The sequence below is a fragment of the Dictyoglomus sp. GBS genome (assembly GCF_055179815.1).
This window is the reverse complement of sequence record NZ_CM143687.1, coordinates 1,360,996-1,375,170: the sequence shown is the minus strand read 5'-3', so window position 1 is coordinate 1,375,170 and position 14,175 is coordinate 1,360,996. Positions and strand designations below refer to the sequence as shown.

20 protein-coding genes are annotated in these 14,175 nt (G+C 32.4%); all 20 read left to right on the top strand.

What is annotated here, in order from left to right; genetic code table 11:
* Nucleotides 1-4 precede the first annotated feature (4 nt).
* The 20 genes from infA (at nucleotide 5) to ACY3IT_RS06795 (ending at nucleotide 13,949) form a co-directional block, all read left to right on the top strand.
* Nucleotides 5-256 (top strand): translation initiation factor IF-1, encoded by a 252-nt coding sequence (gene infA / locus ACY3IT_RS06890; RefSeq protein ID WP_463082222.1) that lies wholly within the window; start codon nucleotides 5-7, stop codon nucleotides 254-256.
* Nucleotides 246-359 (top strand): 50S ribosomal protein L36, encoded by a 114-nt coding sequence (gene rpmJ, locus ACY3IT_RS06885; RefSeq protein WP_463082221.1) that lies wholly within the window; start codon nucleotides 246-248, stop codon nucleotides 357-359. Before infA ends, rpmJ begins: the two co-directional genes overlap by 11 nt.
* Nucleotides 360-376: 17 nt before the next feature.
* Complete coding sequence (gene rpsM / locus ACY3IT_RS06880; RefSeq protein ID WP_463082220.1) at nucleotides 377-751, top strand: 30S ribosomal protein S13; 375 nt, start codon at nucleotides 377-379, stop codon at nucleotides 749-751.
* A gap of 57 nt (nucleotides 752-808) precedes the next feature.
* The gene (gene rpsK, locus ACY3IT_RS06875) at nucleotides 809-1,204 is read left to right on the top strand and encodes a 30S ribosomal protein S11 (protein ID WP_463082219.1); all 396 of its coding nucleotides are present in this window, start codon (nucleotides 809-811) and stop codon (nucleotides 1,202-1,204) included.
* Nucleotides 1,205-1,224: 20 nt separating this feature from the next.
* Nucleotides 1,225-1,845 carry a 30S ribosomal protein S4 gene (gene rpsD / locus ACY3IT_RS06870; protein ID WP_463082218.1) on the top strand — a complete coding sequence of 207 codons (621 nt, stop codon included), beginning with the start codon at nucleotides 1,225-1,227 and terminating at the stop codon, nucleotides 1,843-1,845.
* 31 nt (nucleotides 1,846-1,876) lie between these two features.
* Nucleotides 1,877-2,848 carry a DNA-directed RNA polymerase subunit alpha gene (locus tag ACY3IT_RS06865; RefSeq protein WP_463082217.1) on the top strand — a complete coding sequence of 324 codons (972 nt, stop codon included), beginning with the start codon at nucleotides 1,877-1,879 and terminating at the stop codon, nucleotides 2,846-2,848.
* Nucleotides 2,845-3,195 carry a 50S ribosomal protein L17 gene (rplQ, locus tag ACY3IT_RS06860; RefSeq protein ID WP_463082216.1) on the top strand — a complete coding sequence of 117 codons (351 nt, stop codon included), beginning with the start codon at nucleotides 2,845-2,847 and terminating at the stop codon, nucleotides 3,193-3,195. Before ACY3IT_RS06865 ends, rplQ begins: the two co-directional genes overlap by 4 nt.
* Nucleotides 3,195-4,013, top strand: coding sequence for an energy-coupling factor transporter ATPase (locus ACY3IT_RS06855; RefSeq protein WP_463082215.1), 819 nt, complete (start codon nucleotides 3,195-3,197; stop codon nucleotides 4,011-4,013). The genes rplQ and ACY3IT_RS06855 overlap by 1 nt, the downstream gene beginning before the upstream one ends.
* A complete protein-coding gene (locus ACY3IT_RS06850; RefSeq protein WP_463082214.1) occupies nucleotides 4,004-4,867 on the top strand; it encodes an energy-coupling factor transporter ATPase in 864 nt (287 codons plus the stop codon). The genes ACY3IT_RS06855 and ACY3IT_RS06850 overlap by 10 nt, the downstream gene beginning before the upstream one ends.
* Nucleotides 4,855-5,664, top strand: coding sequence for an energy-coupling factor transporter transmembrane component T family protein (locus ACY3IT_RS06845; RefSeq protein WP_463082213.1), 810 nt, complete (start codon nucleotides 4,855-4,857; stop codon nucleotides 5,662-5,664). Before ACY3IT_RS06850 ends, ACY3IT_RS06845 begins: the two co-directional genes overlap by 13 nt.
* Nucleotide 5,665: 1 nt before the next feature.
* Nucleotides 5,666-6,397: a tRNA pseudouridine(38-40) synthase TruA gene (truA, locus tag ACY3IT_RS06840; protein WP_463082212.1), complete on the top strand. Its 732-nt coding sequence runs from the start codon at nucleotides 5,666-5,668 to the stop codon at nucleotides 6,395-6,397.
* Between the two features lie 53 nt (nucleotides 6,398-6,450).
* Complete coding sequence (gene rplM / locus ACY3IT_RS06835; protein ID WP_463082211.1) at nucleotides 6,451-6,879, top strand: 50S ribosomal protein L13; 429 nt, start codon at nucleotides 6,451-6,453, stop codon at nucleotides 6,877-6,879.
* A gap of 14 nt (nucleotides 6,880-6,893) precedes the next feature.
* The gene (gene rpsI / locus ACY3IT_RS06830; protein ID WP_463082210.1) at nucleotides 6,894-7,310 is read left to right on the top strand and encodes a 30S ribosomal protein S9; all 417 of its coding nucleotides are present in this window, start codon (nucleotides 6,894-6,896) and stop codon (nucleotides 7,308-7,310) included.
* A gap of 15 nt (nucleotides 7,311-7,325) precedes the next feature.
* Nucleotides 7,326-7,853, top strand: a complete 528-nt coding sequence (amrA, locus tag ACY3IT_RS06825) for an AmmeMemoRadiSam system protein A (RefSeq protein ID WP_463082209.1) — start codon at nucleotides 7,326-7,328, stop codon at nucleotides 7,851-7,853.
* A 3-nt stretch (nucleotides 7,854-7,856) separates the two neighbouring features.
* Nucleotides 7,857-8,870, top strand: coding sequence for an AmmeMemoRadiSam system radical SAM enzyme (amrS, locus tag ACY3IT_RS06820; protein ID WP_463082208.1), 1,014 nt, complete (start codon nucleotides 7,857-7,859; stop codon nucleotides 8,868-8,870).
* Nucleotides 8,867-9,268, top strand: a complete 402-nt coding sequence (locus ACY3IT_RS06815) for a hypothetical protein (RefSeq protein ID WP_463082207.1) — start codon at nucleotides 8,867-8,869, stop codon at nucleotides 9,266-9,268. The genes amrS and ACY3IT_RS06815 overlap by 4 nt, the downstream gene beginning before the upstream one ends.
* Complete coding sequence (locus ACY3IT_RS06810; protein WP_463082206.1) at nucleotides 9,265-10,602, top strand: phosphohexomutase domain-containing protein; 1,338 nt, start codon at nucleotides 9,265-9,267, stop codon at nucleotides 10,600-10,602. Before ACY3IT_RS06815 ends, ACY3IT_RS06810 begins: the two co-directional genes overlap by 4 nt.
* Nucleotides 10,603-10,795: 193 nt before the next feature.
* Nucleotides 10,796-12,625, top strand: a complete 1,830-nt coding sequence (gene glmS, locus ACY3IT_RS06805; protein WP_463082205.1) for a glutamine--fructose-6-phosphate transaminase (isomerizing) — start codon at nucleotides 10,796-10,798, stop codon at nucleotides 12,623-12,625.
* Nucleotides 12,626-12,630: 5 nt separating this feature from the next.
* Nucleotides 12,631-13,023, top strand: a complete 393-nt coding sequence (gene acpS, locus ACY3IT_RS06800; RefSeq protein WP_463082204.1) for a holo-ACP synthase — start codon at nucleotides 12,631-12,633, stop codon at nucleotides 13,021-13,023.
* The gene (locus ACY3IT_RS06795) at nucleotides 13,023-13,949 is read left to right on the top strand and encodes a tetratricopeptide repeat protein (RefSeq protein ID WP_463082203.1); all 927 of its coding nucleotides are present in this window, start codon (nucleotides 13,023-13,025) and stop codon (nucleotides 13,947-13,949) included. The genes acpS and ACY3IT_RS06795 overlap by 1 nt, the downstream gene beginning before the upstream one ends.
* Nucleotides 13,950-14,175: the final 226 nt, after the last annotated feature.

Here is a 14,175-nt window from a genome sequence, read left to right as displayed (position 1 = left end):
GCCTATGACAAAAAAGGATAGAGAAGTTATTGAAGTTGTAGGAACGGTAAAAGAGGCATTGCCAAATGCTACATTTAAGGTACAATTAGATAATGGTCTTGAAATAATGGCTTATATATCTGGAAAAATGAGGATGAATTTTATAAGAGTAATGCCAGGTGATCGAGTAAAAGTAGAGCTTTCGATATATGATCTTACTAAAGGAAGAATAACATATAGATTCGTAAATAAGGAGGGTAATAAGGATGAAGGTTAGAGCTTCGGTGAAGAAAATATGTGAAAAATGTAAGATTGTAAAGAGAGGCGGGAGAGTTTTTGTTATCTGCGAAAATCCAAGACATAAACAGAAGCAAGGATAGGAGGTGTTTTATTTAAAATGGCACGTATTGCAGGAGTAGATTTACCAAACAATAAAAAAATAGAGATTGCTCTAACATATATATATGGAATAGGAAGAACTACAAGCAAAAAGATTTTACAAGCTACTGGTGTTGATCCTAATAAGAGAGTAAAAGATTTAACTGAAGAAGAAATAAGCAAATTAAGAGAGGAAATCGAAAATAATTATAAAGTAGAAGGTGATTTAAGGCAAGAGATAGCCTCTAATATAAGGCGTCTTATAGAAATAGGATGTTATCGTGGTATTAGACATAAGAGAGGATTACCTGTAAGAGGTCAAAGAACTCGTTGTAACGCACGTACAAGAAAAGGTCCAAGAAAAACTGTAGGTGCTAAGAGAAAGGAAAAATAATTTTTAGCTTTAAATAAAACTGATAAAATTTGTTAAAACAGGAGGGAAACTAAGTAAATGGCTAAAAAGAAGAGAACAAGAGGTCCTCGTAAAGAGAAAAAGATTGTTCCTGTAGGAGTTGCGCATATAAACTCAACATTTAATAATACAATTGTTACCATTACAGATCCTGAAGGAAACGTTCTTACCTGGGGTAGTGGTGGCACAGCTGGTTTTAAAGGTACAAAGAAAGGCACTCCTTTTGCTGCTCAACTTGCAGCTGAAATGGCAGCTAAAAAGGCTATTTCAGAGTATGGAATGAAGAAAGTAGATGTATTAGTTAAAGGTCCAGGACCTGGACGGGAGACTGCTATAAGAGCCTTGCAAGCTGCAGGCCTTGAGATCTCTCTTATAAAGGATGTTACACCAATACCTCATAACGGGTGTCGTCCACCCCGTAGAAGAAGAGTGTAAAATTTAAGGGAGGAGAGAAAATGGCAAGATATACAGGACCAGATTGTCGTTTGTGTAGAAGAGAAGGAATGAAATTATTTTTAAAGGGTACAAAATGTTTTTCTGAAAAATGTCCCTTTGATAGAAGATCTTATGCTCCAGGACAGCATGGCAGAGCTCAGAGAAAACTAACAGAATATGGATTGAGATTAAGAGAAAAACAAAGAGCTAAAAGAATATATGGTGTATTAGAGAGGCAGTTTAGAAGATATTTTGAGATAGCTTCTAAAGGAAGAGGGGTTACAGGTGAACGTCTTTTACAATTATTAGAAACAAGACTTGATAATGTGGTTTACAGACTTGGATGGGCACTTTCTCGTGATCAGGCAAGACAAATAGTTTCTCATGGTAAGATTGCTGTTAATGGAAGAAGAGTAAATATACCATCTTTTAATGTAAAACCAGGAGATATAATAGAACTTTTAGATAAAGATTTACTTCCAGTTCAAGAAGCTCTTTCTGTATTGGGAGGTAGGTCTGTTCCTCCTTGGTTAGAATTGGATAAAGATAATTTTAAAGGTAGAGTTTTGAGACTTCCTGCCAGAAATGAAATAGATACACCAGTACAAGAACAACTTATTGTAGAGTTCTACTCTAGATAGTTTTTGTGGCAGGATAAGGGAGGTAGATAATTTGCTAATAGAAGAAAATGTAAGGGTTATTATTGAAAAGAAAACTGATGATTATTGTCGTTTCATAGTAGAACCCTTAGAGAGGGGTTATGGTTGGACTATTGGAAATGCTTTGAGGAGAATACTTTTATCATCTATCGAGGGTGCAGCAGTTGTTTCTGTAAAGATTGAAGGAGTGAAACATGAGTTAGAAGTGCTTCCAGGTCTTAAAGAAGAGATTCTTGAAGTATTAATGAATTTGAAAAAGATGGTAGTAAAGATAGAAGATAATAATTCCCATATACTCCATCTTGATGTTATGGGTCCAAGAGTAATAAAGGCAGGAGATTTTGTAGTACCTGCTAATGTTAAAATAATAAATCCTGATTTACAAATTGCAACCTTAGTCGATAAAGTACCATTTAGAATGGAAGTAGAAGTTAAAAAAGGAAAGGGTTATGTTACTGCTGAAGAAAATAAAGAGCCTAACCAACCTATTGGAGTTTTAGTTTTAGATTCTATTTTTTCTCCTGTAAAGAAAGTTGGTTATGAGGTAGAAAAGACGAGGGTAGGTAGAAGGACAGATTTGGATAGACTTGTTTTAGATATATGGACTAACGGATCTATAACTCCAGAAGAAGCTTTTAGAGAAGCATCGAGAATTCTTATGGAATATTTTAAACTTTTAGCAGAGAAAGACTTTCAAATTTCTTATGAAGAAGTAACTGAGGAAATTACAACTTTAGAAGAAGAGAGCAAGAAGGGATTAACTCTTGAGGATTTAGGTCTTTCAACTCGCGCATATAATTCCTTAAGACATGCTGGTATACATACTATTGAGGATTTACTTACAAAAACAAGAGAAGATCTAATGAAGATTAAAAACTTTGGTTTAAAGTCTCTCCAAGAATTGGAGGAAAAGCTTAGAGAAAGAGGCTTGAGTTTAAGGGATACTGAAAACCCTGATTTAGAGAAAGGAGAGGACTTAGAATGAGACATCGAAAGGCATATAGAAAATTAAGTAAGCCAACACCTCAAAGAAAGGCTCTCTTAAAAGCTCTTTTAATTTCTTTATTTAAAAACGGAAAGATAGTTACAACTTTACCAAGAGCAAAAGAGGTAAGTAGATTAGCTGAGAAGCTTCTTACTATAGCCAAGGATGACTCTGTGCATCATAGAAGGTTAGTTTATGCATGGTTACAAGATAGAGAACTTGTAAGAAAGGTTTTTGTAGAAATAGCTCCAAAATATAAAGATAGAAATGGTGGATATACAAGAGTATTAAAAGCTGGTTTTAGAAGAGGGGATGCAGCAGAAGAGGCGGTAATTGAACTTGTATAATGATTCAATTGAGAAATGTTTCTTATGTCTATCATGAAGGTACGATTCAGGAGAAGGTAGCTCTAAAAGATATTAATATAGAGATACCTTCTCCTTCTTTTTTAGCTGTTATTGGGGCTAATGGTTCAGGTAAGTCAACTTTTGCAAGGCTTTTGAATGGCCTTTTTATTCCTACATATGGTGACGTGATCGTTGATGGTTTAAATTCTAAAAACTTTGAAAATTTGTGGGAAATAAGAAAAAGGGTAGGATTAGTTTTTCAAAACCCGGATAATCAAATAGTAGGAATGACTGTTGAGGAAGATGTAGCTTTTGGTTGTGAAAATCTTGGTTTGCCTCCCAAGGAGATTGAAGAAAGAATTGCTTTTGCTTTAAAATCTGTCGGGATGGAAGAATATAGAAAATATCCTCCTCATCTTCTTTCTGGTGGACAAAAACAAAGAATAGCAATAGCTGGAATATTGGCCATGTTACCTAAATATATAGTTTTAGATGAACCTACAACTATGTTGGACCCAAAAGGTAGAAAAGAGATAATGGAGGTTATAAAAAAATTATATAAAGAAGAGAAAACTTCTATTATACTTATTACTCATCATATGGAAGAGGTTGTATGGGCGGATAGAATAGCAGTCTTTAATAAAGGAGAGATAGTTTTAGAAGGTTCTCCAAAGGAGATATTTATGGAAGACGAAAAGTTAGAAAAATGGGGACTTTCTGTACCATTAGTTACAAAACTCTCTAAATGTTTAGTCGAAAGAGGTTTTGAAATACCTCATCCCATTCTTACCATTGAGGAACTTTCTGTATGGCTTTGATAAGCCTTAAGAATGTACAATACATATATTTAGAAAAGACCCCCTTAGAACGAGAAGCAATTAAAGATATCTCTCTGGATATAAGGGAAGGGGAAAGTATAGGAATAATAGGGAAAACAGGATCTGGTAAATCAACTTTGATTCAGTTGATTTCAGGTCTTCTTTATCCTACTCAAGGAGAAATTTTTATAAAAGACAGAGATATTAGAAAATGGAATTCTAAAGAACTTTGTAAGATTATAGGGATTGTTTTTCAATATCCAGAACATCAGTTTTTTGCTGAGACAGTTTTTGAAGAGGTAGCATTTGGTCCAAGGAATATAGGGATATCAGATAAAAAGTTAGAAAATTGTGTAAGAGAAGCCCTTATTACAGTTGGATTGCCATATGAAGAGATTAAAGATAGATCTCCATTTAATCTCTCTGGTGGAGAAAAAAGAAGATTGGCTATTGCAAGTATTCTTGCTATGAATCCAGAGGTACTTATATTGGATGAGCCTACTGCAAACATAGATCCTAAAGGTAAGATCGAAATAATGAACTATATTAATAGGTGGATACAAAGTAAAAATAAAACCTTAATCTTGGTTTCTCATGATTTGGATGAGATAATAAAAACCGTTAAGAGGATAATAGTTTTAAAAGAAGGAAAAATTATTTTTGATGGTCCTATTGAAAAATTGTTTTTAAATTACGAAAAAGTTGAAGAAGCAGAGTTGGAGCTTCCGGAAATTCTTAAATTAAGAAAGGTATTAGAAGATAAAGGCTATCCTTTAGAAGGAGCCTTTACTGTGCATGAAATTGTAGAGAGAATTGTAGCTTTTAAGGAGCATATTTCGATATGGAAATCTTAAAGACATTTCCGTTGGGACAATACATTCCGGGAAATTCTTTACTTCATGGAATTAGTGCTAAAGCTAAGATTATAGTATCTTTTTGGTTGATAATTATTATTTTCCTTCTTAAACTGAATTTCTATTCTTATTTACTTTTCTTTCTCTTAGTTTTACTTGGAATACTGTTATCTTCTTTATCAATAAACTATTTTATTAGAAGTCTAAAACCAGTTTATTTTTTGATATTATTCACGTTTGTAATTCATTTTTTCTTTGGAGAGGAAGGTGGAAAAGTATATTTTAGATATGGAATTATTCATATTACTGACAATGGTATCAAAATGGCTTTATTTATGTCTTTAAGACTCATATACTTAGTATTGATAACTTCCCTTCTTACTCTTACCACTTCAGTATTAGAGTTAGCCCAAGCTATTGAGGATCTATTAAAGCCATTAAATTTTGTTAAATTTCCTGTACATGAATTTTCCATGATGATGACTATAGCAATAAGATTTGTTCCTACTCTTTTAGAGGAAACAGATAAGATTATTAAAGCCCAGAAGGCGAGAGGAGCGGAATTTGGAAAAGGAAATTTAATATCTCAAGCCAAAAGTTTACTGCCTATAATTATTCCTTTATTTATAAATGCCTTTAGAAGAGCAAATGAGCTGGCTGAAGCTATGGAAGCTCGTTGTTATAGAGGAGCAAAGGGAAGAACAAGATATAGAATATCTCATTGGACTATAAAGGATTTAGTATTCTTGACTATTGGTATTTTATATCCAATTTTATTGCTGGTATTTTTTAGTTGATATGCCAAACTGGAAATTGGAGATATCTTATTTAGGAAGAGATTTTTATGGCTTTCAAAGATTAAAAGGTAAAAGAACAGTTCAAGGGGAGATGGAGAAAATATTGAGTTATATATTTAATGAGGAGATAAAAATTGTTGGAGCTGGAAGAACTGATGCTGGTGTCCATGCATTGGGACAGGTAATTAGTTTTAAATCTCAAAGAGAATGGGAGGAAGAAAAAATTAAATCTGTTTTGAATAAGTTACTTCCTACGGACATTGTAGTGAAAAAGGTTGAAAAGGTTGAAGACAATTTCCATGCAAGGTTTTCTGCTAAAAGAAGGTGGTATATGTATTTCATATATAATCATTCAGAGAAAAATATTTTTTTAAATGACTTTTCTTGGTGGATAAAAGGGCCTCTTGATAGGAATCTACTAATGAGAGCAGCATTTATTATAAAAGGTAAACATGATTTTGTGAATTTTGCAGTTAAAGAATCAGAAAAAAATACTATTATTGAAATTTTTGAATCATTTTGGTGTTTTAAAAAAAACTATCTTTTTTATTTCATATGTGCCCCCTACTTTCTAAGAAAAATGGTAAGGTTTTTGGTAGGTAGTATGGTAGAGATATCCTTAGGTAGAAAAAGTTTAGAGGATTTTGAGAGTTATTTAATAGAGGAATATAAAGATAGATTTTCAGCTCCTGCTCCCTCTAATGGTTTATATTTATATAAAATAGATTATTGACATATTTTACAAATTTATATTAAAATGCAACGGGAAAGGAGGAATATTTAAAAATGAAAACTTTTATGGCAAAAAAAGAAGAGGTAAAAAGAGAATGGTATGTGGTTGATGCTAAAGGAAAAGTTCTTGGAAGGCTTGCTTCAGAGATAGCTAAAATATTAAGGGGTAAGCATAAACCTATTTTTACACCTCATGTGGATACAGGGGATTTTGTGATTGTGATTAATGCTAAGGATGTAGTTCTTACAGGAGAAAAAGAAAATCAAAAAATCTATTTCTTTCATTCAGGATATCCAGGAGGGCATAGATTAATTCCTGCTAAGGAATTAAAAGCTAAGAAGCCAGAGATGTTAATATATCTGGCTGTTAAGGGAATGTTACCTAAGGGTCCATTAGGAAGAAAAATGTTAAAGAAATTAAAGATTTATCCTGGACCTGATCATCCACATCAAGCACAAAAGCCAAAAGAACTGAATATATAAAACGGGAGGGATAAATGTTGGAGTTTGCAAATCAGGAAGTAAAAGTAATTCATGAGGTAGGTGGCAGAAAGACAGCAAGAGCAAAGGTTTGGCTTAGATTTCCAGGAGAAGGTAAAATAATAGTTAATGATAAACCAATGGAAGAGTATTTTGGAGGGAGAATTTTTTTCCATAAAGTGGTACAAAAGCCTTTGGAACTTACTGGTATGAAAGATCAAGTGGATGTTTTAGCTCAAACGATTGGTGGAGGAGTTAGTGCTCAAGCTCAAGCTCTTGCTCATGGAATATCTAAGGCTCTTGTTGCCTTAAAAGCTGATTGGAGAACTCTTCTTAAGAAAGAGGGACTTTTAAAGAGAGATCCAAGAGAAAAAGAAAGAAAAAAGTATGGTTTAAAGAGAGCACGAAGAGCACCTCAATACTCAAAACGTTAATGTGGAAGAATTTATATGGATATTGGTTATCATATAGTCTCTTTGGCAAGGAAAGCTATTGAGACATACCTCAGGGAGGGGAGAGTAATTTCTCCTCCCTCGGATTTACCTCATGAACTTCTTAGAAGGAGATCAGGTGTATTTGTGTCTTTACATAAAAGACAAAATGGAGAGCTTAGAGGATGCATTGGTACTATTTTACCTACTACTCCCAATATAGCTGAGGAAATTATAAGGAATGCTATAAGTGCAGCTACTGAAGATCCTCGATTTCCTCCTGTGTCCTTAGATGAGTTAGATAATATAGAAATTTCTGTAGATATTCTTTCCCCTTTGGAAGAAGTTCAAAATATTACAGAACTTGATCCCAAAAGATATGGTATTGTAGTTCAGAAAGGATGGAGAAAAGGGGTATTACTTCCTGATTTAGAAGGTGTGGATACAGTGGAAGAACAGCTAAATATCGCTCTTGCTAAGGCTGGAATATATCCCGATGAGGATTTTAAAATATATAGGTTTTCTGTTCAAAGATTTAAGGAATGATTAATGAGAGAGGCTCTATTTTACCAAAAATTAGATCAAAAGAAAGTTCACTGTCTTTTATGTCCTCATAAATGTATAATTTATCCTAATAAAAGAGGAATATGTGGTGTTAGAGAAAATAGAGAAGGTACTCTTGTAACTCTTATATACGGAAAAGTAAGTTCTATTGCTTTAGATCCTATTGAAAAAAAACCTCTATACCATTTTTATCCAGGAAATTCGATTCTTTCTGTGGGCACAGCAGGTTGTAATTTTCAGTGTCCTTTTTGCCAAAACTGGAGTATTTCTCAAGTTTTACCAGAGGAAATTTACTTAGAAGAGATTTCTCCAGAAACTCTTGTTAATATTGCTTTGAAAAATAAATCCATAGGAATAGCTTATACATATAATGAGCCTTTTATATGGTACGAATTTGTTTTTGACGTTTCTAAACTCGCGAGAGAATATAACTTAAAAAATGTTTTTGTGACTAATGGATTTGTTGAGGAAGAACCTTTTTTAGAGATTGCTCCATTCATAGATGCTATGAATATAGATATTAAGTCAATTAATCCTGATTTTTATCGAAAACTTTGTAAAGGAGACTTAGAAAAGGTAAAAAGAATTATACTTTTGGCTTTTGAAAAAGAGATTCACATTGAGTTAACAAATTTAATTATAACAAATTATAATGATAAGAAGGAAGAAATAATCGGATTAATTGAATGGGTAGCGGAAATTAGTAAGGATATTCCTTTACATTTTACTAGATATTTTCCAGCATATAAATTTATAGAGCCTCCCACTCCTCTTGAAATAATTAATTTTGCATATGAAGAAGGAAGAAAAAGATTAAATTATGTATATACTGGAAATGTAAGGGATGTTAGGGGTAGTACTACATATTGTCCTTCTTGTGGTAGTGAATTAATTGTAAGAGAAGGATATTTTATAAGAAAAAATCTTTTACGACACAATAATAAATGTCCTTATTGTGGTTATGGACTTCCTATATATGTAGGGGGTAATTTGTCATGAAATTTTTTAAAAATAAAAGAATAAGAAATTTTTTAATTTTTTCATTTCTTTTATTATGTTTTATTGGTTATAGTTATTACGATTGGTTAAAAGACTCTCCATGGAGAGAGAAATGGAGAAATATAGAAAAATATATAGGGAAAGAAATAACCCTAAAAGGTGAGGCTACAAACCCTTATGGTATATGGGGAAGTATATATTCTGCCTATTCTCTTACTTTTGAAAACTTTCAGATTACTGTATTAAGTACTACTGGAATTCCTGCTGAAGGTGAAAAATTAATTGTAACTGGTGAGGTAAGAAAGAATTTTGAAGTGGTTGGTTTTTGGCAAGGTAAAGAGGTAAATGAAAAATATGATATTGTTATTTTGGAAAAGGAGAGGAGTGAAATTAAGTGAGAGAACTTTTTGGTACTGATGGCATTAGAGGTATTGTTAATAAAGCTTTAACTCCTGAGCTCGCGTATAAATTAGCTAGAGCTCTTTTAGGTTATTTTGAGAATTCTCGAGGCAAGAAGGTTATTATTGCTCAAGACACGAGAAGATCTTGTGATATGATAAAAAGTGCTTTGTCAGCAGGACTTACTTCAGGTGGTATAGATGTATTAGATGCTGGAATATTGCCAACATCATCTGTATCTTATTTAGTTAAAACTAATCCAGATATTTTATTGGGTATTGTAATTTCAGCCTCCCATAATCCTGTTAAATATAACGGTATAAAAATTTTTGCTAATGATGGATTTAAGTTACCTGATGAAGTAGAGGAAAAGATTGAAGAATACATGAAAGGAACTGATAATTATTACAGGGCAGACCCTTATGAAATAGGAAGAATATTTCAATTTAATGAAGGAAAAGAAATATATAAAAATTATCTTAAACAAGTAGTGAATGAAGACTTCACTGGTTTTAAAATTATGTTGGATTGTGCTAATGGATCTGCATCTAATGTGGCACCTGAAATTTATAGAGAATTAGGGGCAGAAGTGTATGCTTATAATATTGAATATAATGGTCTTAATATAAATGAAAATTGTGGGGCAGTATATCCAGAGATAGGTAAAGCTCTTTTTATAGAAAGTAAGGCTGATATAGGATTTACATATGATGGAGATGCGGATAGAGTTATAGTATTCTTTAAAGATCAAATTATCGATGGAGATAAAATTTTGGGTATTCTTGCAGAATATTTTAAAAGGCAAGGAATCCTAAGAAATAACAAAGTAGTTGGTACAATTATGACCAATTATGGGCTTGAGATGTATTTAGATAAAAAAGGTATAAAACTTATTAGGGCAAATGTTGGTGATAGGTATGTACTTGAGACTATACTAAAACATGATTTAAATTTAGGTGGAGAAACTTCTGGCCATATAATTCTTTTTGATTATTTACCTACAGGAGATGGAATTCTCACATCTCTTTTTTTAGTAAAAATTTTTAAGCATATGAAAGATGATTTTGTAAGAATGTTGGAAGAAATAAAACTTTTATCTCAAGTACATGATAAGATAAATATAAGTGGAATAAAACTTACAGAAGATGATGAGAAAAGAATAATGGATATTGCTAAGGAGGTGATAAAGGATAATAGTATAAGAATTATTATAAGAAGATCTGGCACAGAACCAGTTTTAAGAATCACATTAGAAGGAGATGTCCCTAAAAAGGAATTAGATTGTTTTCTAAAAGATATTAAAGAGAAAATTTTAAGTTATTTGAGTATCTAAGCGCCAGGACTTGCCTTTTAGGCAAGTTGACGAGGTGGAGGTTAATCGAGGTTTTCGGCGGATGCCTCCAGGCAGTAGCTACCTGCCTTAAGGGGACTCACAAAACTGGTGGGTGACTACCAGGACAAAAGGTCCCTAAGTAGCTATAGGGACATTCTCCTTCTCCCAGAAAAATTTAAGGAGGAGGAGAAAGATGTGTGGTATTTTTGGATATACAGGAAGTAATAATTCTTTGCCTTATATAATATCGGGTCTCGAGAAATTAGAGTATAGAGGTTATGATTCAGCTGGTATTGCTTATATAAAAAATGGAGAGATAGAAATTAAAAAAGTGGTAGGAAAAGTACAAGACCTTAAGAATAGTTTAGATTTTTCTACTATTTCAAATATTGGTATTGGTCATACAAGATGGGCTACTCATGGTGGTATTACTTACGAAAATGCACATCCTCATGTGGATTGTTTAAAAAATATTGCCTTAGTACATAATGGAATAATTGAAAACTACAAAGAGGTAAAAAAGTTTTTAGAGAATAAAAGTCATAAATTCTTAAGTCAAACAGATACTGAAGTTTCAGTTCATCTTTTAGAGTATCTTTTAGAAGAAGAAAAACTTAGCTTAGAGGAGGCTATTGAAGAAATCTTCAGAAGACTTGAAGGATCCTTTGCTTTTTTAGTTATGGATAAGAGAAGAAATAGAGAACTTTTTGCTATAAGAAGGCAAAGTCCACTGATTATAGGATATGGAAAAGGAGAGAATTTTATAGCTTCTGATATTCCTGCTTTAGGTATGTATACAGATACTTTTTATTTTTTAAAAGATAATGAATTTGCTAAGGTTTCTCCCGAAAAAGTAGAGATATTCCATGTGACAGGTGATAAGAGTAAATTAATTACAATTAATCCAATAAAAATACCCCAAGATAATATAAGGGCTGAGAAAGATGGTTACCCTCATTTTATGCTTAAAGAGATATTTGAACAACCTTCTGTTGCAAGAAGAATTATTTCTAATTTAGAAAGGTACGATAATGTTTTTGAAATTAAAGAGTTAAAGGAGAGTAATATTGAATGGGATAAAGTTCAACATACTTTCATAATTGCTTGTGGTACATCATATCATGCAGGCTATTTTGCAAAATTTCTATGGGAATCAGAGCTTCCTTTTTCTGTAGATATAGAACTCGCATCACAGATCTATTACAGATCGCTAAAGGTTCCTCAAAATACTCTTTTTATTGCTATAAGTCAGTCTGGTGAGACAGCAGATGTGATTACAGCAGTTAAAAATTTGAAAGAGAAAGGTTTTAAAGTTTTATCTTTAGTGAATAATACCCAAAGTACTATTGCAAGGGAAAGCGATTATGTAATAGGGCTTAAAGCTGGAGTTGAGATTGGGGTAGCGGCTACAAAAACTTTTATAGCTCAATTAATATGGTTAGGTCTATTAAAAGATTATATAAAAGCTAAAGTTTTAAAAGAAAATATTAATTTAGATAATTGGAATTTACTGCCCACTTATTTAGAAAACTATTTAGATAGTGTAAAGAATCTTGTAAAAAATATTTCGGATAAATATTATTTGAAAAGAAATTTTCTATATCTTGCTCGTGGTAAAAATTATCCATTAGCCTTGGAAGGTGCATTAAAGCTTAAAGAGATATCTTATATACATGCTGAGGCGGTTCCTGCAGGAGAAATGAAGCATGGTCCTATTGCCCTTTTAGATTCTGATACTCCTGTTTTTGGTTTGGTATATAAAGATGAGACCTATTCTAAAATGGTAAATAATTTAGAAGAAGCAAAGGCACGTAAAGCTCCAATTATAGCTATAGGTAATGAAAAGGATGAAAAATTATTAAATTTGGTAGACGATTTGATTCCTATGCCTAATATTGATCCTTTTTATTACCCATATTTAGCTGCTGTTGTTTTACAGCTTTTTGCCTATTATATGGCTAATAATTTAGGTAGAGAAATAGATCAGCCAAGAAATTTAGCAAAATCAGTTACGGTAGAATAGATAATATGGAGAACGTGATTATTGAGGTAGGTTTGGATATTGTTGAGATAGAAAGAATAAAGAAATTATGTGAAAAATATAAAAGATTTAAAGAAAGGATATATTCTTTAAGAGAGTTAGAGCAATTAAGTGGGAAAAAAGATTTATATCCCTCTTTGGCTGCGCGTTTTGCAGCCAAAGAGGCCTTTATAAAAGCCATTGGTGTGAGATATTCAGGTTGGGATTGGAAAGATGTGGAAATTCTTTACGGAATAAGTGGAAAGCCTGAGATTAATCTTAGGAATAAAGCTCTTGAATTTGCTCTTCAAAAAGGAGTTAAAGATATAAAGGTGAGTATTTCTCATACTCATAAATATGCAGTTGCAGTAGTTTTAATAACTATAAAAGGGGATAAATAATGAAAGAAAGTCCTCTAGAAAAATTGAGGGATAAATTAGAAGAGTTGAAGAAGATTTCTGGAAGACTTATAGTACCTGATTTTAAAGAAAGTGAGTCATATATTGAAAAATTTTTGACATTAAGACAAGAAGTAGAGGAATTGCTTATTGATCTGAAAAAATTAAATGTTACAATTGATCCAGAGCTTTCTCGATTGAGTGAAATAGATGGCGAATTAAAGAAGAATATAAATTCTTTGTATAAGATAATGAGAAAGAGTAATAGACTAAAGGACAAATCTAATCTTTATCCTAAAGAGTATTGGTGGTGGCACATAGTTGAAATAGTGGATGAAAAAAGGAGAAGAAAATTAAAAAGAATTTTTTTAGGAAGTGTTGTTGTTATTATGACTATCGGGCTAATTATTTTTATAGCTTTAAATTACAAGACACCTGCTGAAGAGATCTTAGAGACTATTGACCAAAGTTATAAGTTTATGGCAGCTAAAAAATATAGAGAGGCTGAAAAATTATTGAAAGAAAAAATCAAAAAATATAAAGACAAAGAGGAGTTATACATAGTTTTAGGTATTATTCAAGAAGAAGAAGGAAAAATAAAAGAAGCTGAAGAAACCTTTAAAAAGGGGCTTTTTATAAGTGGTGAGGAAAATAGGTTTTATTTACAGAGAGCATTAGAGTATAAAAGATTACGTAAATTTGATAAAGCTAAAAAAGACATCAAGGAAGTACTTAAAAGGAATAAAGATAATTCAAATGCTTTGTATATTTTAGCTACTATTTACGAAGAAGAAGACAATATCATTGATGCCATAAAAACTTATAAGATTATTGAAGAATTAGGTGATAAAGCTGATCCGCAGATTTTAGTTATGACGAAAGTTAGACTTTCAGTGCTACTTCAGAAAGTAACCTTACCACAAAAATAGGGTTGTAATTGAAATTTGTTTGGTTTTGTGGTATATTCAATTTAGAAAGCCCTGCTGTGTGCGTGGTGTATGCTGTGGTCCTGGCTCAACACCTTGTTTCAGGAGGCTGATCTCCTGACTTGGGATTGCGGCTCTTAAAGAGCTACATAACCAAGCAGGGTAGGCCTCAAAATTGTGGAACGGGGCACAAGGACTTCGGCATCACGGCACAGCGGGGCTTTTAATA